This is a genomic window from Oscillatoria sp. CS-180, from assembly GCF_028330965.1.
Classification (GTDB): domain Bacteria; phylum Cyanobacteriota; class Cyanobacteriia; order Phormidesmidales; family Phormidesmidaceae; genus Halomicronema.
This window is the reverse complement of the sequence record NZ_JAQMUB010000031.1, coordinates 41,384-61,006: the sequence shown is the minus strand read 5'-3', so window position 1 is coordinate 61,006 and position 19,623 is coordinate 41,384. Positions and strand designations below refer to the sequence as shown.

Annotated in this window: 20 protein-coding genes and 1 pseudogene; 18 read left to right on the top strand and 3 right to left on the bottom strand. The window is 47.0% G+C overall.

Going from position 1 to position 19,623, the window contains the following annotated elements; translation table 11 throughout:
* Positions 1-228: 228 nt before the first annotated feature.
* Together grpE and PN498_RS06865 are read left to right on the top strand one after the other, a co-directional pair.
* A complete protein-coding gene (grpE, locus tag PN498_RS06870; protein WP_334312228.1) occupies positions 229-1,134 on the top strand; it encodes a nucleotide exchange factor GrpE in 906 nt (301 codons plus the stop codon).
* A 1,099-nt stretch (positions 1,135-2,233) separates the two neighbouring features.
* On the top strand, positions 2,234-2,695 hold the full coding sequence (locus PN498_RS06865) for a hypothetical protein (protein ID WP_272061981.1): 462 nt from the start codon (positions 2,234-2,236) through the stop codon (positions 2,693-2,695).
* A 309-nt stretch (positions 2,696-3,004) separates the two neighbouring features.
* On the opposite strand, the pseudogene PN498_RS28565 reads toward PN498_RS06865, so the two are convergent.
* Positions 3,005-3,226: pseudogene (locus PN498_RS28565) on the bottom strand (phage integrase N-terminal SAM-like domain-containing protein); the annotation flags it as partial.
* A gap of 454 nt (positions 3,227-3,680) precedes the next feature.
* Here PN498_RS28565 and PN498_RS06860 point away from each other — a divergent pair.
* From PN498_RS06860 to PN498_RS06835, 6 genes are all read left to right on the top strand, one after another.
* Positions 3,681-4,502: a restriction endonuclease gene (locus PN498_RS06860; RefSeq protein WP_272061980.1), complete on the top strand. Its 822-nt coding sequence runs from the start codon at positions 3,681-3,683 to the stop codon at positions 4,500-4,502.
* Positions 4,503-4,522: 20 nt separating this feature from the next.
* Positions 4,523-4,765: a hypothetical protein gene (locus PN498_RS06855; protein ID WP_272061979.1), complete on the top strand. Its 243-nt coding sequence runs from the start codon at positions 4,523-4,525 to the stop codon at positions 4,763-4,765.
* The gene (locus PN498_RS06850) at positions 4,752-5,204 is read left to right on the top strand and encodes an HNH endonuclease (RefSeq protein WP_272061978.1); all 453 of its coding nucleotides are present in this window, start codon (positions 4,752-4,754) and stop codon (positions 5,202-5,204) included. The genes PN498_RS06855 and PN498_RS06850 overlap by 14 nt, the downstream gene beginning before the upstream one ends.
* A gap of 315 nt (positions 5,205-5,519) precedes the next feature.
* Positions 5,520-5,855, top strand: a complete 336-nt coding sequence (locus tag PN498_RS06845; RefSeq protein ID WP_272061977.1) for a hypothetical protein — start codon at positions 5,520-5,522, stop codon at positions 5,853-5,855.
* A gap of 343 nt (positions 5,856-6,198) precedes the next feature.
* Positions 6,199-6,402 (top strand): hypothetical protein, encoded by a 204-nt coding sequence (locus tag PN498_RS06840; RefSeq protein ID WP_272061976.1) that lies wholly within the window; start codon positions 6,199-6,201, stop codon positions 6,400-6,402.
* Positions 6,380-6,709, top strand: a complete 330-nt coding sequence (locus PN498_RS06835) for a type II toxin-antitoxin system PemK/MazF family toxin (RefSeq protein ID WP_272061975.1) — start codon at positions 6,380-6,382, stop codon at positions 6,707-6,709. The genes PN498_RS06840 and PN498_RS06835 overlap by 23 nt, the downstream gene beginning before the upstream one ends.
* Positions 6,710-6,886: 177 nt before the next feature.
* Here PN498_RS06835 and PN498_RS06830 read toward each other — a convergent pair whose 3' ends face one another.
* Positions 6,887-7,060: a hypothetical protein gene (locus PN498_RS06830; RefSeq protein WP_272061974.1), complete on the bottom strand. Its 174-nt coding sequence runs from the start codon at positions 7,058-7,060 to the stop codon at positions 6,887-6,889.
* 10 nt (positions 7,061-7,070) lie between these two features.
* On the opposite strand from PN498_RS06830, the gene PN498_RS06825 reads away from it, so the two are divergent.
* The 5 genes from PN498_RS06825 (at position 7,071) to PN498_RS06805 (ending at position 13,647) form a co-directional block, all read left to right on the top strand.
* The gene (locus PN498_RS06825; protein WP_272061973.1) at positions 7,071-7,385 is read left to right on the top strand and encodes a hypothetical protein; all 315 of its coding nucleotides are present in this window, start codon (positions 7,071-7,073) and stop codon (positions 7,383-7,385) included.
* Positions 7,386-7,828: 443 nt separating this feature from the next.
* On the top strand, positions 7,829-10,537 hold the full coding sequence (locus tag PN498_RS06820; RefSeq protein ID WP_272061972.1) for a LuxR C-terminal-related transcriptional regulator: 2,709 nt from the start codon (positions 7,829-7,831) through the stop codon (positions 10,535-10,537).
* A 147-nt stretch (positions 10,538-10,684) separates the two neighbouring features.
* Complete coding sequence (locus tag PN498_RS06815; RefSeq protein WP_272061971.1) at positions 10,685-11,386, top strand: DUF4386 domain-containing protein; 702 nt, start codon at positions 10,685-10,687, stop codon at positions 11,384-11,386.
* A complete protein-coding gene (locus PN498_RS06810; protein WP_272061970.1) occupies positions 11,387-12,367 on the top strand; it encodes an NAD(P)-dependent alcohol dehydrogenase in 981 nt (326 codons plus the stop codon).
* A 524-nt stretch (positions 12,368-12,891) separates the two neighbouring features.
* Positions 12,892-13,647, top strand: coding sequence for a TspO/MBR family protein (locus PN498_RS06805; RefSeq protein WP_272061969.1), 756 nt, complete (start codon positions 12,892-12,894; stop codon positions 13,645-13,647).
* 591 nt (positions 13,648-14,238) lie between these two features.
* On the opposite strand, the gene PN498_RS06800 is transcribed toward PN498_RS06805, so the two are convergent.
* Positions 14,239-15,417, bottom strand: coding sequence for an HhoA/HhoB/HtrA family serine endopeptidase (locus PN498_RS06800; RefSeq protein ID WP_272061968.1), 1,179 nt, complete (start codon positions 15,415-15,417; stop codon positions 14,239-14,241).
* Between the two features lie 228 nt (positions 15,418-15,645).
* Between PN498_RS06800 and PN498_RS06795 the strand changes: the two genes are divergently transcribed.
* The 5 genes from PN498_RS06795 (at position 15,646) to PN498_RS06775 (ending at position 19,565) form a co-directional block, all read left to right on the top strand.
* Positions 15,646-16,050: a glutaredoxin family protein gene (locus PN498_RS06795; protein ID WP_272061967.1), complete on the top strand. Its 405-nt coding sequence runs from the start codon at positions 15,646-15,648 to the stop codon at positions 16,048-16,050.
* A 41-nt stretch (positions 16,051-16,091) separates the two neighbouring features.
* Positions 16,092-16,481: a metal-sensitive transcriptional regulator gene (locus PN498_RS06790; protein WP_272061966.1), complete on the top strand. Its 390-nt coding sequence runs from the start codon at positions 16,092-16,094 to the stop codon at positions 16,479-16,481.
* Positions 16,482-16,879: 398 nt separating this feature from the next.
* Positions 16,880-17,887 carry a DnaJ C-terminal domain-containing protein gene (locus tag PN498_RS06785; RefSeq protein WP_272061965.1) on the top strand — a complete coding sequence of 336 codons (1,008 nt, stop codon included), beginning with the start codon at positions 16,880-16,882 and terminating at the stop codon, positions 17,885-17,887.
* A gap of 35 nt (positions 17,888-17,922) precedes the next feature.
* Complete coding sequence (locus tag PN498_RS06780; protein WP_272061964.1) at positions 17,923-18,621, top strand: SDR family oxidoreductase; 699 nt, start codon at positions 17,923-17,925, stop codon at positions 18,619-18,621.
* A 101-nt stretch (positions 18,622-18,722) separates the two neighbouring features.
* Positions 18,723-19,565, top strand: coding sequence for an SWIM zinc finger family protein (locus PN498_RS06775; RefSeq protein ID WP_272061963.1), 843 nt, complete (start codon positions 18,723-18,725; stop codon positions 19,563-19,565).
* The last annotated feature ends 58 nt before the right edge of the window (positions 19,566-19,623 follow it).

Genomic DNA, 19,623 nt, shown 5'->3' with positions numbered 1-19,623 from the left:
GGAACAACAAGCCTTGGGAGCAACAGCCCGGAAGCTCAACTACTTCTGATTCGTGCATGATGGCTGAAACGATAATAACTTCATCTGCAAAAGTGTGGTTATGAATTGACAACGATTGTTTGAGATTGGGTTTTAGACGATCGCTGTAGAGCGTATCGGTCTACACTTCTATGCGCTGCATTTTAAGCTGTGTAAATAAGGCTGCAAGTGCTGACGTGATACCGATGTTTGGGGCAAACAGAGCCAACTATTGGCCTGAGTTGGCAAATAGCTCCTGAGGTAGAGGAGCGATCGCCTCAATATTTGCTACTTTGGTATGTTGGTACGTTCTTGAAAAATTTTCATGGGTGCAAGACTCTAAATGCTCCCGATGATGATGTAATTTGGATTACCCTGTGTAGAGACTTTAGGTTATTTAGCGATATGGTGGATGAAACTCGGCCTGATGATTCTTCTCAAGAAACTCCAGATGTAGCTGGGGAGGATGCGATGGAAGGCATTGAAGAACTTCACGCGGAAGATGCAGCTACCAATATTGATATTGAGGCAGCTCTGTCAGAGGATGCCGCTTCTTCAGGAGCGGAGGACGCTGATGGGACAATAGGCAACCAGGCGATCGCACCTGAAGCAGAAGCTCAGATTTCGGATCTAAAAGCCCAGCTTGAAGATCGCACTAGCCAGTATATGCGGATTGCGGCTGACTTCGAGAATTACCGTAGACGCAATAGCAAAGAGCGAGAAGATCAAGAAGTTCAGATCAAACGAAACACGATTACCGAATTACTACCGGTCATTGACAATTTTGAGCGGGCACGGGCACAGATCAAGCCTCAAACTGAGACAGAGATGACTATTCATAAGAGTTATCAAAGTGTCTACAAGCAGTTAGTGGATTGTCTGAAGCGGCTGGGTGTTTCTGCCATGCGGGCAGAAGGACAGGAATTTGATCCCAACCTGCATGAAGCTGTTATGCGCGAGCCCACTAGCGACCATCCTGAAGGTACGGTGATGGAGGAGTTAGTACGCGGTTACATGATTGGCGATCGTGTGCTCCGCCATGCAATGGTCAAGGTAGCAGCTCCCCCTGAGCCTGGGACTGAGCCAGTGTCTGAGGCGGCACCTGGATCAGAGTAAGCGGCCAAAACCTAAAGTTTTGTTCATCCGGTCAAGGTATCCATACGGGATGCTATGAGCGTAGCTGCCAGAATGCATAGGCCGAAAGATAAACTTTAGTATCATGCGGCGACATTCACCAATAGCAGGAGTATTCTAATAACTAAGAGGTGAATAAATATTCCCTCGTTCCGAATAAGTTCAGTTCACGTTAAAGGAGGTTTCTTATCGATTTAACGTCTGAATCTATCGCATCAAAATCAGCAGCACTCTACTCAGTTGTTGATACTCCCTCCACTTGTATCTAAGAGAGCACTGTACCGATACCTAGAGACCCAACCAGCTTCAACGACGGTATCTCAACATCTCTAGAAAATATCACTCATTTGAGGAAGTCCCTCACGGACTAGCTTGAGCGCTGCAAACGGTTTGTCTAATTTCGATTTGTCCATTACTCAATATATAGAAAATGCCCTGCTTCTGCCTTCAGAAACCAGGGCATTTTCTTTGGGCATTAACTAATATCTGTAGAGGTCTTATTGGTTCTCACAAAAGGAGTTTCTGAAAAATTTCTCTATCACTATTCCTGAGTTATAGCTGTAGCCACTTAGGTTTGTGCATTCCCAATAGCATCCGGGTGCTTAGCATAGACCAGATGGCTCGCCGTCTTGCCCTAACGGAACTAGCGACGGCTATAACAGGCTCCACTTTATCGTCGATAGTCCTATGGTTTAGTTACGTTAGGAGTTGCCCACGCCCCAAATTTTGTCACCTTCGCCTGCTCCTCAACCCTCACCAGCAAAACCCATCAAGACAAGTGTCGCTGTATCGCTCATCGTGATAAGTAAACCCATCCAGCATCATTTGCCCTGTGAGTGAAATCTCTTCCCTGTTTCCTATCCAGCTCGTACCTTGTCCTCCACCTGACACAACACCTCCGACGCCCTTCACCTCTGTATTGCCTTCCCAATAGTTCATCTCAGGCCATTATGTGGCAGCGCTCAGACTTCTCAGGAAGCGATTAAGGCAGACTTATTTTGTGGTCAGGAACGGCTCAGGGAGGGCCTGCACTATAGAACTCAAGATGATTGAAACAACACATCAACCCAGGAGTTCAACCATGAAACGCATTGCACTTGCCCTCACTGCTCTGACCGCTGTTACTATCGCCATTGCTCCCGCTAGCCACGCTGCCATTGACTTCGACGAGCTACGCCGCGAGAACCTGGAAAAAGACGCCGTCAACTTTGACGAACTGCGTCGCGAGAATCTCGACAAGGATGCGGTCGAAACCATTCAGGTGAAAGCGATCGACTTTGATGAATTGCGCCGTGAGAATTTGGATAAGGATGCAGTCAATTTTGACGAACTACGTCGTGAGAACCTCGACAAGGACGCGGCTTACGAGGTCGCGGCCATTGATTTCGACGAGCTACGTCGTGAAAACTTAGACAAAGACGCTGTGGACTTCGACGAGTTGCGGCGCGAGAATCTCGACAAGGATGCGGTTTACGAAGTGGTCGCTGCGATCGACTTTGATGAATTGCGTCAGGAAAACTTGGAGAAAGACGCGGTGGCGTAGCCACTCCAGCGGAGTATCGCCTAGCTAGAAGTCAGGAGCCAGAAGTCAGGAGGCTCCTAGATTCCGAAGGCCAACTTCCACTCACTCACACACTCTTTAGCCCCCTTAAGCTTACCGAGGGGGCTTTATTCAAGGTTGACGCTATTCTAACGAGCAGAAGCCAAGCATTCAATGTAGACCAAGGGTGATCGCTCCGCTAACCAGAAGCGATCGCCCCTGTGTTTCTAGAAGCATAACGCCCTGCACCAACTCATCCAGCTTGATGGCATAGACTTTATAGAAGCTATCACTCGAATGGTATCAATCCGCTCATCCAACGGTAGCTGTAAAATATGTCGATACAGGAAAAGTAGGGCGCTCAATGCTCGATTTTGGGTGGGGCGCCACCTGCTCTTGCACAGCCAGATGGGTAAGAAAAGCCTCAATCTCAGGAACACCCATCGCTTGAGGGTGACGCTTGTTATGAAACAAGATGAAGCGGTGAATCCATTGCAGATAGGTTTGTTCTGTGCGGTAGGAATAGTGCTTTAAGCGAACCGCGTCCGGAACCTAGTCGAGTAGCTTCTTTGGACGAGGTTCTGCTTGCATCGGTAGACGGCCTGAAAAGAGATGCTGAATAAACTCTAAACAGGTTCAGCCTGGAATTGAAGGGATGATTATATTGAATCATTCCACCTATTTGCCCACATGTAGATCTTAGGTGGACGGTGTTCCACCTATCTGCCCAAAACAGGATCTTAGGCGGAAATATTTCTACCTATTTACCCGTATGGGAATCTTAGGTGGAAAGTGTCCCTCTATTTAATAGTTAGCTGGCTTCGTTCCTGAACTTGAGGAGTTTGCCCAGATCAGCTGTGAAAAAGTAATTAGTTGCAAAGAATCCGGAGTCTGTGCAACGTTTAATATTGAGTAGATAGTATTTTCAAAGAAGGACTAGCAATTCTGCATGAAGCGATCAGCGTCTTCGGTGCCAACCTTCGATTCAATGCTTATTCCTACAATTCAAGCCTTACAAGCATTAGGAGGATCTGGAACAATTGAAGAAATCTATGAGCAAGTAGTGCAACTTCTTAATCTTCCTGATCAGGTTTTGGAAATCACCCATGGCAGCACATCTCAGAGCGAGGTCGAATATCGATTGGCTTGGAGTCGCACCTACCTTAAAAAATATGGTCTCCTAGAAAACTCAGCGCGAGGAGTCTGGTCATTAGTCTCTACTTCCATTAATCCTGCAAATCTTGATGCGAGAGAAATTGTTAAGGCGGTTCGAGACGTTGATAAAAAGAAATCGATTGCTTCGGAACCTTCAGATGAGCCTTCTGAAGCCATTGAAACACCAGACGAACTTGCATGGCAGCAGCAGCTTCATCAAATGCTATTATCGCTAGACCCTAGTGCTTTTGAGCGACTGGCTCAACGCTTACTACGGGAGTCCGGGTTCATTCAGGTGCAAGTTACAGGCAAATCCGGTGATGGTGGCATTGATGGAGTTGGCATCGCTAGAATTAATGGGTTTCTAAGTTTTCATGTCCTTTTTCAGTGCAAGCGCTATCAAGGATCAGTTACATCAAGCCAGATACGGGATTTTCGAGGAGCCATGCAAGGACGAACGGATAAGGGATTATTGATCACAACGGGGACGTTCACTAGAGATGCCATTAAAGAAGCAACCAGAGATGGTGCGCCACCCATTGACTTGATAGACGGTGAGCAACTGGTTCAGCGCTTGAAAGAGTTAGGGCTTGGTGTGGAGATAACAATGATCGAATCCGTTGAAGTTGATGCTGACTGGTTCACCAAAATTTAACGGGATGAAGACCAATTAATATGACTATAACTCTTAACAAGCCATCTTCGCTGATTCATGAGATCAAACTTGAGAGGATAGACAACTGGAATTTATTCAAATTTAGTGAGTCGCTGCAACTGCGAATGGAGAGCCTATTAGAAAAGAAGAAGGCTGACCAAATTACTCCTGATGAAATTGCCGAATTGGATGTGATCGGAGAGCTAGATCGCATTTTTACTCACATAAACGCTATGCTTGCAGCTCAAAATGTCAATCAGTGATGCACTCAGGCAAGTAATTCGAGAGCGTGCTAAATATATCTGCGAGTATTGCCATTCTCCAGAGCGGTTGAGTGCTAATCGATTTACCGTTGATCATGTTATTCCTAGATCTCTGGGTGGTTCCGATGAACTTGATAACCTCGCACTTGCCTGCCGTCGCTGTAATGAGAGGCGCTACAACTTTGTAGCTGGTATAGATCCAAAAACGCAGGAGATCGTTCGCATTTTCAATCCTCGTCAGCAGAACTGGGGTGAGCATTTTGTTTGGTTAGCTCAAGGCGTCTTTATTGAAGGAACTACACCAGTTGGCCGCGCAACCTGCCTTCGCCTTGATTTGAATGATACTCGTTACCCAGAAGAAGATTCTATTCGAGAAACGAGACGATTTTGGATAAAAACTGGACTACATCCACCAGTAGAGGATCCGCGTCAAGCCTGATATTGCGTTAATGCCAGCCAGCTAACACTGCGTTGGTGCAGACGGGCGAGAGATCTTGGTGCTGAGTTCAGGGTTATCTGCCGCCTCACAACTCCACCGTTAGCTAGCTCTGCTCAAAGTCCTTGCCCTCCTTCTTCGAGGTTGCCCGTCAGCCCAAAACTACCCAGGAAGTGGCTGGTAAGGCGGTAGTGAGAGGCTGTCAGTGCATACTCTAGCTAGCACGTATGGTGCAGCGGACTGAGGGGCGATGGCTGGCTGCATTGTGAGTTCCTTACAATTGCTGACCTTTGCCGTTAGCTCTCAAACTGAAATTGGATGGCTATAATAAACTTGTTCTTTTCAACAGAAAAATCTGCTAAAAAGCTTTTAGTTATGGAGAGATCAAATATGCAACCTAAAGAGCAAATACTTCAAGACAAAGATCGAGGTTTAAACCACATTGGGCAAAATTTTCTAGTCGGTACATTGTTTGGATTAATACCGTTATTTCTTAGCTTTTTGTATTATGTTTTTTTAGGTGACAGTATGGACTGGAATACCTTTGGCACTAAGTTTCTTGTAGCGTTGCCTATCCTGTCTGGAATATTATCTGCTGTATTTGGAAAACGATTTGTGGCAATGCTATCAGACTTTATGTCTTATCTTGGATAGATCCACAGAGCTATACGCTGTTTCATTTTGGTTCTATTTGCTAGTGAAGACTGAGAAAGAAGTTTGGCGGGAGCAGATCGTATAGCGAGAGCCAGCTAGCAACGCCCATGCGCGTCGACCGTTGAAGGTTGATCGGTCATGGCAAAGGTTATCTGCGGCGGGTGATGGGGAACGTTGGGCTGCTCCATCTCTCGGCGGGGAAGGTACCGCAAGGTTAGCTGTTGGTGTTGAAGGTTAATTACCCTAGGGTTATCTGCGGAGCACTGCCTTGAGGGTATTGGTGAGGCGGTCGTGCCAATTGTAATTACGACGTAAAATTAAGTCATGGTTTCATGCAACGAATATGTTAAAGACACTTTGGGCTACGGTTCGGCAAGGAAAAATTGAATTATCGGAGTCAGCAGAACTACCAGAAGGGGTAAGAGTACTGGTAACAGTCCTACCTGACGACGAGGCTGAGTTCTGGCTACAAGCAAGTCAAGCATCACTTGATGCAGTCTGGGATAATACTGAGGATGACGTGTATGCCCAGCTACTCCAAGCGTGATGTTATATTAGTGCGCTATTCCTTCTCAGATTTATCGAGTTCAAAGGTAAGACCTGCTGTTGTTATAAGTACGTCGCACCCATCTCAGGACATTCTCATTACTCCTTTAACAAGCAAAACAGTTTCATTATTGGCTGGGGAGTTTGTGTTGTCTGAGTGGGCAGTAGCCGGATTGAACGTAGCTACTGCAGTCAAAAGAGGTGTATATACAGTGCATGAAAGTTTGGTGATTAAAGTAATTAGTCAGTTGGTTAAGGTCGATGCTGATCAACTCGAACAGTCTTTGCGAGGCTGGTTAGGTTTGTAATTTGAATTAATAGCTACAGCTCCGCACTAGACACTGCGTTGGGCTGCAAACGGGCATAATAGAAGCCTCAAGAACAAAAGCTTGGGTATGATATGCAACTATGTTTAACAGATTGGAGTATGCACAAAGACTATATGAAAGTCTTTTAGACTGGTACAAAAGTGCGGATTCAAAGGCTCAGGTAGTTTTAGCAATCGATGCTGGCTTCTTAGCATTTCTCACAAATACAGTTTTTTCCGAACCTGATAAACTACGAGCAATTCTTGCTGAATTTAATTGGGTAACTTGATTAACTCTAACTTCGATGCTTTTGTCGTTAGTAGTATCAATTGGATCGTCGATAGCTTGCATTCGGTCACGAGTGTATTCATCCGATGAAGTCAAGCGAATTATTAAAAAAGCCGAGTTAGAATATCAAGACTCTAATGTTTACCCTCCAGAAAAAATAATGTGGTTTTTTCAGTTTATTGAGGGTTTGAATCGGCAAAAGTTCCAGGCTACTATTAAGTCTATCGAAGAGAAATTCGAGCTTAGAGTACTGGCAGAAGAAATTTATATTCTTTCAAAGAATGTTCGAGAGAAGCACTTTACAGTTAACATTGGCTTTGTATTTGCAGGGTTGAGTTTAATTCTTTTTGTCGTCGCGGCTATGAGTTATCTATTCTCTGTTGCCTAAGGGAATCTCTAGGACAGAATTTACCGCTAGTAAGGTGTCGTTGGCGCAGCGAAATGCACCATAGCTGGGTATTTTCATTTTCAGAAATCTCCTAAGTTCAAAGTAAACGCAGCCCAACAACCCGGTTGGAGCGGACTGGCAAAGTTTGGTCGGAAAGTTCTTGCAACCGCTCAACCGGAACGTTAGGCAGACTTTACCCTGGGCCATACACTCTTTTTGACATAGCAATAGCGAGAAAAGTCTTGTAGCTAACGTGAATATGATTATCTGGAATTTTTATTGAAGCACTTAATTTTGATCTCGCTGACTACTTCAGTGGGATAATCCTAAGCCTTCAGAATGAAGCAAAACTGGAAGCTGTTTTTAAGTGTTTTATGATTTAAGGAATGTACAGGCCAATCTTAACCAGCAAACTGTATATCCCTCCACCACGACCCGACGCTGTGGTGCGTCCACGTCTTATTGAACGGCTGAATGCAAGGTTACACCGCAAGCTAACCCTCATTTCTGCCGCTGCTGGTTTTGGCAAAACAACTTTACTCAGCGAATGGATTGCCGTCTGTGAACAGCCGGTGGCATGGTTGTCGCTGGATGAGGAGCATAATGATCCAACTCGCTTTCTGGTTTACGTTGTGTCTGCCTTGCAAACGCTCACCCTAAGCAAGGTTGAGGGGAAAACTCAACTCGGTGAAGGAGTTTTAAGAGCATTAAAATCACCCCAACTGCCCCCACTCAATTCGCTTCTAACGACGTTGATCAATGAAATTACGGCTGTTTCCGAAAACGTCATTCTCGTCCTTGATGACTACCACCGCATTGAATCCGAACCAGTGGATCAGGCACTGGAGTTTTTGGTTCAGTACCTGCCGTCAACATCCATGCACCTTGTCATTGCCACCCGCGAAGATCCACCGCTGCCTCTAGCACGACTGCGCGCACGCGGTCAGCTGACTGAAGTGCGAGCCCCCGATTTGCGCTTTACCCAAGTCGAAACGACCGAATTTCTTAACCAAACGATGAATCTTAATCTCTCGACAGAAGAGATTACCGCACTTGAAAACCGTACTGAAGGTTGGATTGCCGGACTACAATTGGCAGCAATATCCTTACAAGGACACCAAGACACGGCCACCTTTATCAAATCTTTCTCCGGTAGTCATTACTTTGTGCTGGATTATTTGGTTGAAGAAATTCTAGAACAGCAGCCCAAAAGCATCCAGAACTTCCTATTATCCACGTCCATTCTCGATCGCCTATGTGGCTCTCTTTGTGATGCTGTTCTGCTCCAAGCTTCTACCCCAGGCCAAGAAATCTTAGAGTATCTAGAACGCACAAATTTGCTGCTGGTTCCGCTCGATAACAAACGCGAGTGGTATCGCTACCATCATCTTTTTACAGATGCTCTGCAAGTACGCTTAACTCAGGGGCACCCCGACCCTGTAGCTGAGCTACATCTAAGAGCATGTGCATGGTACGAGCAGAATAATTTTCGACCCAGTGCGATCCACCACGCCCTCGCTGCCCGACATTTCGAGCGTGCGGCGGATCTAATCGAACTGGAATGGTCAGCTAATAGTGGCTCTTATTACCAGAATGCAGCCTGGACAGAATGGGTACAGACACTGCCAGACGAGTTAGTCCGAACCCGGACTACACTCAGTATTGGACTTGCCTGGGAGTTGCTTTTCTCAGGTCAGTTGCAGGCTGCAGAGAACCGACTGAAGGACGCAGATCGTTTATTGGAACTGACAAGTGATTCTCTGGAGGCTTCGCCAAGCAGTCAGGATGAGAAAATATTTTGTTCGCAACAAGGATTACTAGGCGTTGCTTGGGCTTTTCACGCTCAGGCACTCAGCGATAATGCTGGCACGATCAAACATGCCCGGCAAACACTCAACCTCCTATCTGAAACGAACCATTATATTGCTGGCCTCGCAAGCTCTCTGCTAGGTCTGGCTTATTGGAGGAATGGGGATTTGGAGATGGCCGTTCAGTATATGTCGGATGCAATCGCACGCTTGCGGACGACAGGACATCTCCTTTTTGCAATCAGTGGGTCCTATACGCTGGCTGGTATTAAGATTGCCCAGGGTCGTCTTTTTGACGCAGTCAATCTCTATAAAGAGACCTTACTGTTTTCGACAGCGCAAGGCGAGCCAGTATTGCCGGGCACAACCGACTTACATCTCGGGTTGAGCAAGCTTTATCATGAACAAGGCAACGAGGAAGCTGCTAAACAACACCTGCAGAAATGCGAGACACTTGACAAACGAGCAGCATTACCGGAATGGCCCTATGGCTTGTATCTTTTTCAGGCTCAATTAAAGGTCGAGCAGGGAGACCTGGATGATGCCCTCAAGTTACTCGAAGAAGCGGGACAACTCTACCGTAGAAGTCCTGTTCCCAATCTTTGCCCTGTAGCCGCCTTGAAGGCGCGGGTATGGCTCCGACAAGGTAGGCTGGCAGAAGCCCTTGGTTGGGTACGTGAGCAAGGCCTGTCTATTGATAATGAGCTCAGCTATTTACAAGAATTCGAGTACATCACATTAGCCAGAGTGCTGATTGCTCAATATAGACGTGTCTCAACAGAAAAGACCTTTCAAAAAGCGATCGCACTTCTAGCACAGCTGTACTCAGCGGCAGAAGCAGGCAACAGGTCAGGCAGCATGATTGAGATTCTCATCTTGCAAGCAATTATCAATGAAGCACAAGGTAATCTCTCTTCCGCCCTCAAGTTTTTGGAACGCGCCCTCACACTCGCAGAAACTGAGGGTTACCTCCGCATTTTTGTCAATGAAGGCGAACCCATGGCACGTTTGCTCTATGAGGCCCTTTCCCGCGAAATAACCCCTGATTCTAATTATGTACAGCGCGTGTTAACTGCGTTTCCTCTTAACGACTTAGAGCAAAAAAGATCGTTAAAAACACAATCTCAAGTAGCCGAGCTGCTCGAACCATTAAGCAAGCGAGAAATTGAAGTGCTTCACCTGATAGCAGATGGTCGGACCAATCAGGAAATTGCAAAGACACTTTTCCTTTCGGTAAATACAGTGAAAGTGCATACTCGAAATATTTACGGCAAACTGAGTGCCCATCACCGGGCAGATGCCGTCGCGAAAGCCCGTACTTTGGGAATTTTGTCCTCAATATAGTCATCAGGTTTCCCATCACCTAATCCCCTTGATCAATGGGTAATTACTCCTTGAGTAATACCCCAGTGGTATGACTCTCACACCGTCCTATTTGTAAGCTTCTTGTGTCGGTGATAAACACTTACAACAGGAATGGAGTAAGGAAAGATGAAAGAACAGATTGCAGAAGCTTCGTTGCCATTCAAGGCAAGAATGGGTGGCGTCTTATACTTAATTATTATCATTGGAGGACTCTTCGGTGCGGGCTATGTTCCTTCCGCGATTGTTGTGCATGGTGATGCAGCAGCTACGGTAAATAACATTCTGGCAAACGAATCGCTCTATAGATTCGGACTCGGAGTTCATATCATCGTAGTTCTTTGTAATATCCCTCTAGCAGTCATCTTTTACGACCTATTCAAATTTGCAAACCAGAGTCTCTCCCGACTGGTAATGCTTTTTATATTGGTAGCAGCAACTATTGAGGGTGTCAGTTTACTCAATAATTTTGTCCCTCTAATCCTTTTACAGAGTGCTGCCACAATGACCGCAGAACAGCTTCAAGCTACGGCTTATATGCACTTCCTGCTACATGAGATTGGGTTTAATCTCAGCCTTGCATTTTTTGGCTGCTATTGCCTTCTAGCTGGTTATTTGATTTTTAGATTAGGTGTCCTTCCTCGAATAATAGGTTTGCTTTTAGCGATAGGGGGAGCGTGTTACCTGATTAATAGTTTCGCCAACTTTCTAGTCCCTGAATTCGCTGTTAGTTTATTCCCTTATATCTTTATCCCCTGTTTTTTTGGGGAGACAACACTCTGTTTGTCGTTGTTGATTAAGGGTGTAAATCTTGAACAAAAGGTCATCTAAATGAAAAAGATTGTATACACAAAATATGGTTCCCCAGATGTTATTGAACTCATAGAGACCGAGAAACCGGTACCCAAAGATAATCAAATTTTGCTAAAGGTTCATGCGGCATCTGTCAACATGTTGGACTGGTATCATCTAACAGGTCCTCCGGTGATCCGTTTAACGAACGGTACACTTTCCAAACCCAAAAAGACTTCACTTGGATTAGACGTGGCTGGTCGGGTTGAAGCTGTAGGCGATCGCGTAACCCAGTTTCAGACAGGGGATGAAGTCTTCGGCATAGCCAAAGGTTCATTTGCAGACTATGTGTGTGCTGATGAACATGAGTTGGTACGAAAACCGGCCAACGTGTCGTTTGAGGCTGCTGCCTCCACCCCGGTAGCGGCCTTGACAGCGCTACAAGGACTTCACGATAAAGGTCGAATCCAGCCAGGTCAAAAGGTTCTCATCAATGGAGCTTCTGGTGGCGTAGGGACGTTCGCTGTGCAGATAGCCAAATCCTTCGAGACCATAGTAACGGCTGTCTGTAGCACCCAAAATCTGGATATCGCTCACTCAATGGGGGCAGACTACGTTATCGATTACACGCAAGAAGATTTCACGACCAATGGGCGGCAATTTGACTTGATTTTTGCTGTCAACGGTTATCACTCGATTTTTGATTATCGTAGGGCATTGAGTCCTACGGGCATCTATGTCTCAGCTGGAGGAGAGCTGACTCAAATTATTCAGGCAGTGCTTGTGGGACCCATACTATCGAAAGTTGGACGTCGACAATTTTCATTTATGGGGATAGCGCAAGTAAAGCAAAAGAACCTGTCTATTATTGGAGAGCTGCTTGAATCTGGCAAAGTCATCCCCGTGATTGATAGATGTTATCCATTAAGGGCAACATCACATGCCCTTCAATATCTTGGGGCGGGTCATGCCAAAGGAAAAGTAATCGTCACTATGAGCCCCGACGATCACAGCTCGTGAGGCACGAATTCTCTCTAGCTGCCTAAACACTACGCCGGAGCGGACGGATTATAGAATCTGGGTATTGATGCGAAAACATGTCTGGAGTAGCTGAACACTGCTGGCGGGGAAAAGGGGGCTGGGGCAAAACGAAAATTTCCCTCAGCCCGCCTAACGAAACCGATGGAGTCGTCTTATGACCCATTGCATGCAGCAGCCAGAAGCCCTACCATCTGAGACTTTACCGACTTTTGCCTGAGAGATAGAAATTAGGGGATCTAGAAGGCAAACACAAATGTAAGATATTGTGCTGAATGCAAGATATAGCCGTCGCCAGTTCCGTTAGGACAAGACGGCGAGCCATCTGGCCTATGCCAAGCACCCGGATGCTATTAGAAATGCACAAACCTAGATGGCTACAGCCATATCAGTATGCTCGATTGCCTCTAGCCAGAAATAAGACCCACACAGCCCAACCGTTTTCTCGCTATTCTTCTAGCCATAGATTCTGCGACAGCACACGTCAATCACCAATTTCAACACAGATGGATAATCAAAAATTTATTAAAGGCGGCATCAATACCGTGATGGGTGTCAAAGAGGTGACTGAAGACAGAACAGTTCAGACTAATTTGGAGAATCCCCAGTGGGATAAGGCTGTGACGCTGAAGTACATAGGTGCAACACTGGTTCAAATTGCAGTGCTAGTTGGACTCCTCTGGAGTGCGGATTTCGCGTTTGCTCGTTTTGACATCAAAGCTTTACCTGATTGGATGCCGATTGCGATCGCCTGTGGATTTTTTGCATTTGTTACATTGCGTTCTCGCTTCTTTTCCCTGCTAGACAATACGCGCAACAGTGGTCGATACACATCGCTTCGGCGACCTAGTTGGGCACCACCGCCCCTCGCTTTTCCCATTGTCTGGATGAGCATTGCCGTGTTGCGAGTGGTGTCTGCCTATTTAGTGTGGTCAGCGATGGAGCAGACGTTTTTATGCCTGCCTCTAGTTCTCTTTGTAGTCCACCTCAGCTTAGGTGACACCTGGAACACAATTTTCACGGTAGAGGGTCGTTTAGGATTGGCGGTACCAGCAGTGATTTTGGGGCCGTTTCTCTCCGTAGCGATACTGACTATCAGCTACTATCAAACAGCACCGCTAGCGGGTTGGATTATTTTCCCGTCTTGGGTATGGCTTACTGTGGCAACGGCATTGTGTATCAGCCTTTGGCAATTGAATGGCAAGGAGCCCCTGTATCCGCTGATATCTCAATACATGGGCGATCGCAAGCAGACTGGATAGTATTTTGAGCCGCCATTGTCTCAGACACCCCGGATTTAGCGCTGAGAACACGTACCTAGCTTAGCCAGTGGCTAGACACTCAAGGCGTAGCAAGTGCATGGGTGCCTGGAAGCGATCAACCTCTAGGGTTATGAGCTAGCGCGCTATCTGTATCAGCAGGACCCCACTGTCAGCGTCGTCAATCCGGCTCGCGTCAAAGGCTATCCAAGACCAAAAATTTAGTGCCTCAAAGCACTTGACCCCTAGGAAACCAAACAGTATCTACGAATCCAAGCTAGACAGACGACTAGGCTTATGCGCTAGTAGCATCTGGGTGCTTAGCCTGTAGCCCGATAGTTTGCCGTGTTGTCTTAATAGCACTAGCGATCGCTGTAACAGGACTTACGCAGTTGCATCCGACTTTGGCCCCTTAATCCCCAAATATGGGGAAGCTAGATGCAACGTCCCCCAAAATTGGGGGATGCAAGGGGGCCGTGCGTAAGTCCTATGTAATTCGGATTGACAACGACTACCGATCACCTACTTGCTGTTCCCTTTGGACTGTACTTAGGCAACATGAGAAAGGCTATACGGTACTCCAAGTACTTTTGATTACTTTTTACTGTCCAGTTCAGCTGTTGTCACCTGCAACTGCTCGACCTGGTCACCTCGTCGTACTTTAAGCCGTAGAGTCTGTCCGATATTGCTAGCTTCAACTTTCCGCTGCAATACATCTGCCGAGGCCACAGCTTGCTCATCGATCTCAAGAACAACGTCTCCTCGACGGAGTCCCGCATTGTCAGCTGGGGTATTAGGAATTACTCGAATGACCAAAACGCCTGCAACCTCTGGCAGCAACACACCCGCATTGGGATCCTCGTTGTTGCGTTTAGCCACATCTGGAGTCAGCGTTGCAATCTGTACTCCCAAATAGGGATGAGCAATACTTTCACCCCGCACCAGCTGATCTTTGACTTCCTTCGCTTTGTTGATGGGAATCGCGAATCCAATTCCCATCGCGTCAGCTCGAATAGCGGTATTGATGCCAATGACCTGTCCCGTTTGGTTTAGCAACGGTCCACCTGAGTTGCCAGGGTTGATGGCAGCATCAGTTTGAATGAAGTCCAATCGCTTGTCGGGAATGCCTACCGAGGCACTGGAGCGCTTCAAGGTACTCACAATCCCCAAGGTAACGGTATTATCTAGACCCAAAGGATTACCCACCGCGATCGCCCAATCCCCGACTTGCACATTGCTAGAGTCACCTAGAGGAGCGATCGGTAGGGGTTCATTACCCGCATCAATCCGAACGACGGCCAGATCAGTTACGCTATCTTCTCCTTCTACAATCCCTTCGAAGCTACGTCCATCTTTCAAGCGAACAGTCACACGATCTGCCCCATTAACGACATGGGAGTTTGTCAAAATGTCGCCTTCAGCGGAAATGATGAAACCCGAACCTTGCCCCCTCAACAGTTGCTCCTGAGGGTAACTTGGAAAACCGTTGGGGCCACCAAAGCCTCGAAAAAAGGGATCGTCAAAAAACAAATCAGGTGTCTCACGCACAATTGTTTTTTCGGTGTCAATCCGAACGACTGCATCACCGACATCCTCAACAGCAGCTGCGACAAAGCTTCTTCGTCCCAAAAGCGCTGGACTTACCATTTCAGAAGTATCCTGCGCAAAGACAGGGCGCTGATCGGTAAGCAACATCAAAACTGCACAGAGTGCGATCGCCAGTAGCCGTACCAGCAGATGTCGCCAGGAATGAAGCCAAGCTATTACCGCCATTGAAGTCTCCGATGGATTGAATTGAAGAAAAAACACTCAAATATCAATAATGATATTTATCGAGCGCTACCATATGAAAAACGTTCTGTCTCATGTTAACTAGCTAGGATAGACGAGGAGTTCCTCTTCACCCAAGCAGGGATTTCCGAATAATCAAGTGGTCTACTGCTGCATCATTAATTAAAACTATCTAGCTAAGGTTTAATTGGTCTTTCCCCCAAGAAATTCATGACACAGGCTCATCGTTTTTTTTCAAAGCAGCGTTCTTCCCTTTTGAAGCTGACAGGCACGGTTGCTATTGCTGGCGTCGTTGCCGCCGGTTGTGCATCTGTTGCCGATAGCACATCGGCTAACTCGTATGAAAGTCAGCTTGCTGCTCATTTAACGGAACAAGGTGCAACGATGTATGGTGCCTATTGGTGTCCTCACTGTGCCGATCAGAAAGAGATGTTTGGAGAAGCGGTTCAAGACATTCCCTATGTGGAATGTGCTGCTGATGGAAAGAATGCTCAACCTGAACTCTGTAAATCAAAAAATATCCAAGGGTATCCAACTTGGGAGATTGACGGCGAATTCTATATTGGGGCTCAACCCTTAGCAGAACTCGCAAGGCTTTCTGGCTTTGAACAGTAAACAACTGTTGCTTCTCTCCGACTATGTAATAGGAAATCTGTATGGCGATCGCAAAGTCTGGATCCTCTCACGAAGAGAACCTCAAACCTCACGCTCATAACCCTGGCACTCATAACCCCGGCACTCATAGCCATGATGCTAATGGTCATCACCATGGGCACGTGCATGATCCAGAATCGCTGCAGCGCATACTTAATCGCTTTGCCCGTATTGAAGGACACATTCGTGGCATCAAAACAATGGTTCAGGATGGCCGTCCCTGCCCTGACGTTTTAGTTCAGATTGCAGCTGTTCGGGGCGCCCTTGATCGAGTATCCCGCATCATCCTAGATGAGCATCTCAGCCAGTGCATCACTCGTGCATCTGAGAAAGGTAACATCGAAGCAGAGATTGATGAGCTTAAAGCCGCCCTTGATCGCTTCCTCCCCTAAATTACTATCTATAAATTCAAAGCTGTCCTCAACTGCTTTCTCCTCCAAATCCTGCTTTAAGGTGCATAGCGCTGAAGGTAAGCTTTGCAACCCGGTGGTGCACCTACTTGCACCGTGAACAGCCAATCTTTTAGTAGGAGAATGCGATCGCATCGGCGAAAAAACCGAACTTGTATTTATAAACCCCTTTGGTAGCCTATATATAGCTTTAGCCGTCTAGGCTTGTGCACTTGATAGCATCCAGATGCTTAGTTCTATAGCCCGATGCTCGCCGTCTTGTCCTAACAGAACTAGCGACGGCGGCCCCATAGCGTCAGCGAGGATTGTAAACCCATCTGACGTATGAAGTAGCCTACTAAAAGCTCTGTTTTTAAGATTTGATTGGAGGAGATATCTGAATGGCTGCCACTGACTTCAAAGACTACTACTCGATATTAGGGGTCAGTAAATCGGCCAGTGCTGATGATATTAAGCGTGCTTTTCGCAAACTGGCCCGGAAGTATCATCCTGATGTTAATCCAGGGGATAATACAGCTGAGGCCAAATTTAAAGAGGTTAGCGAGGCGTACGAAGTCCTTTCAGATAACGACAAGCGCCGGAAGTATGACCAGTTTGGTCGCTATTGGCAGCAGGCTGATCGGACCTCAGCCTACACCGGCAATGCTGCTGATTTTGGTGGATTCGATTTCAGCAACTATGGTAGTTTCGACGAGTTCATTAACGAACTGCTAGGGCGGTTTGGGACGACAGGTGGCTTTGGCGGTTCCAGTGCATCCCGTGGCTATACCTCGTACCGAACTTCTCCTAGAGGCAGCGGTTTTGGTACTGACTTCAGTGGTTTCAATACAGGTGCCCCCTCCTCACAGCAGTCTTTTGACCAGGAAGCTAATATTTCTCTCAGCTTGAGAGAGGCCTTTCGAGGTACGCAAAAGCGTCTCAATATTGGTGGTGATGAGGTCAAAGTTCGCATTCCCGCAGGGGCTAAGCAGGGGACTAAAATCCGTTTGCGCGGTAAGGGTCAACTGAATCCTTATTCTAAGCAGCGGGGTGATATTTACTTGATCGTTAATCTGCTGCCTCACAACATTTTTCAGTTCGAAGGCGACAAACTCGTCTGCGAAGTTCCAATTGCACCTGATGAGGCGGTTCTGGGTGGCAAGATTGAGGTTCCTACGCCGGATGGCAGCGTCACAATGAATTTGCCTGCTGGCGTCAAGTCTGGTCAGTCGTTGCGGTTGAAGGGTAAAGGCTGGCCGAGTCCTAAGGGCGACAGAGGTGATCAACTGGTGCGAGTGGTGATTACGCCACCCAAGACATTAACTGATCAAGAGCGGACTCTCTATGAACAGATTCAGACTCAACGATCTAGCAATCCTCGTAGTCATTTGAGTCAGGTCAGTTTATAAAGGGGATTATGGCGAATGATTAGGAAAGCGGACCCATGCCAGAGACAACGACACTAAAACAGGTTGTTGTCATCGGTGCTAGTCGTGGTATCGGCGCAGCTGTAGCTCAGCATTTTGATGCCTTAGATAGTTACGAGGTGACCTCAATCTCCAGAAGTGAGGCAGTGGCTGGGCGGTGGATATCGGCGGATATTTCAACAGCAGCAGGCATTGATACTGTTGTGAACGCGGTGGGAAATTCAGTTGTGGATGCGCTGCTGTTCATGGGCGGTGTTTGGGAGGAAAATGCTTTCACCGATCAATATGACTTCATGAGCAGTTCTGACGCTGAGACCCGCTATGTGATTGCTGTGAACGCGATCGCCCCCATTGAACTGACAAAACGCTTAGCTAAAAATCTCTCGAAATCTAGCAACGCCAGAGCCATTTTTATCGGCTCGCTTTCAGGCATCGAGAACTGTGCCTCGGTTGAAGTAGCCAATACGGCCTCGAAGTATAGTTTGAGAGGAGCTGTACAATCCCTGCGCCGATCTCTGCATCCTCAGGGGGTTGGCTTGACGGTTATCAATCCTGAAAATGTTGCTACCGACGAAGTTCTGACAGATATCAGCGAAGGCCGATTCCCACCACAAGTCCCTATTCCACTAGGCGATATTATTTCTGCGATCGCCTGGATTCTTTCCCTTTCAAAAGCGGTAGACGTTGGTGACATCAACTTATACCAGCGAGAATAGGTTCTCTAGTCTCTCTTCCTGTAATAGTCGTCGACGTCTAGTTCAAAATCGTCAGTCTAAAATCGCAAACCCTTCCATCTTTCCCTCAGGACATCTTAACTATGGCTAGCAGCTTTCAGTCCACTTCCAACTTTGAACTCAATGAAGAGGCTTGGTGGGTGCAGCGATGGGTCGATCTGCTGAACAACTATCGCTTCAAAAAGCGTTTAGAGCGGGGCCGAAAATATGCCCGCGAAGGCAATATTCTCAATATTGACTATAAAGGTGCAAAAGTCATCGCTCTGGTGCAGGGTACGGCTGAGGAACCCTACAAACTTTCAATTTGGCTAGATGCTTTCACCGATGAAGACTGGAGTTATGTGATCGAAAGCCTTGCAGAACATGCCCTGTTTTCGGCACAGCTTCTGGCAGGCGAAATGCCCGATGATATTGAATCGGTATTTACAGCCAATGGCCTGAGTCTGTTTCCGTTTCAACTTTCTGAGGTTCACTCCAAGTGCGATTGCCCTGACCCCAAAAATCCCTGTAAGCATATTGCAGCGGTGTATTACCAGCTAGGCGACTTTTTTAGAGAAGATCCCTTCATTTTGTTTCAACTGAGAGGACGCGATCGCCAGCAGATTCTAGACTCCTTGCGACAGAAGCGTCAGCAATCGGCTGATCGTTTAGCTGAAGTTGGCACCCCTGACACAACCGTTTCTAAGAGTCAAAATCAGAAGCAGGAGCAGACATCGCTAGATATCGGCAGCTTTTGGCAGTATGAGCAACCTCTAGATTCTTCACTGGTCGTCATCACGCCTTCTAGCTCAACGGCCCTGGATAGGCTGGATAACATTCCTCTACCCGTTAATGATGCGCGGGTGGTGATGGCCTACTTCCGAGATCTTTATCAAACAGTCAGCCAAAAGGCAGCGATGAAGGCGCTTTCGCCCAACAGTGAGTAATATTGTCATTGTCAGAACTGAGACAAGTGCTGAAAGTCTCAGACTGTCTCGGACAGTC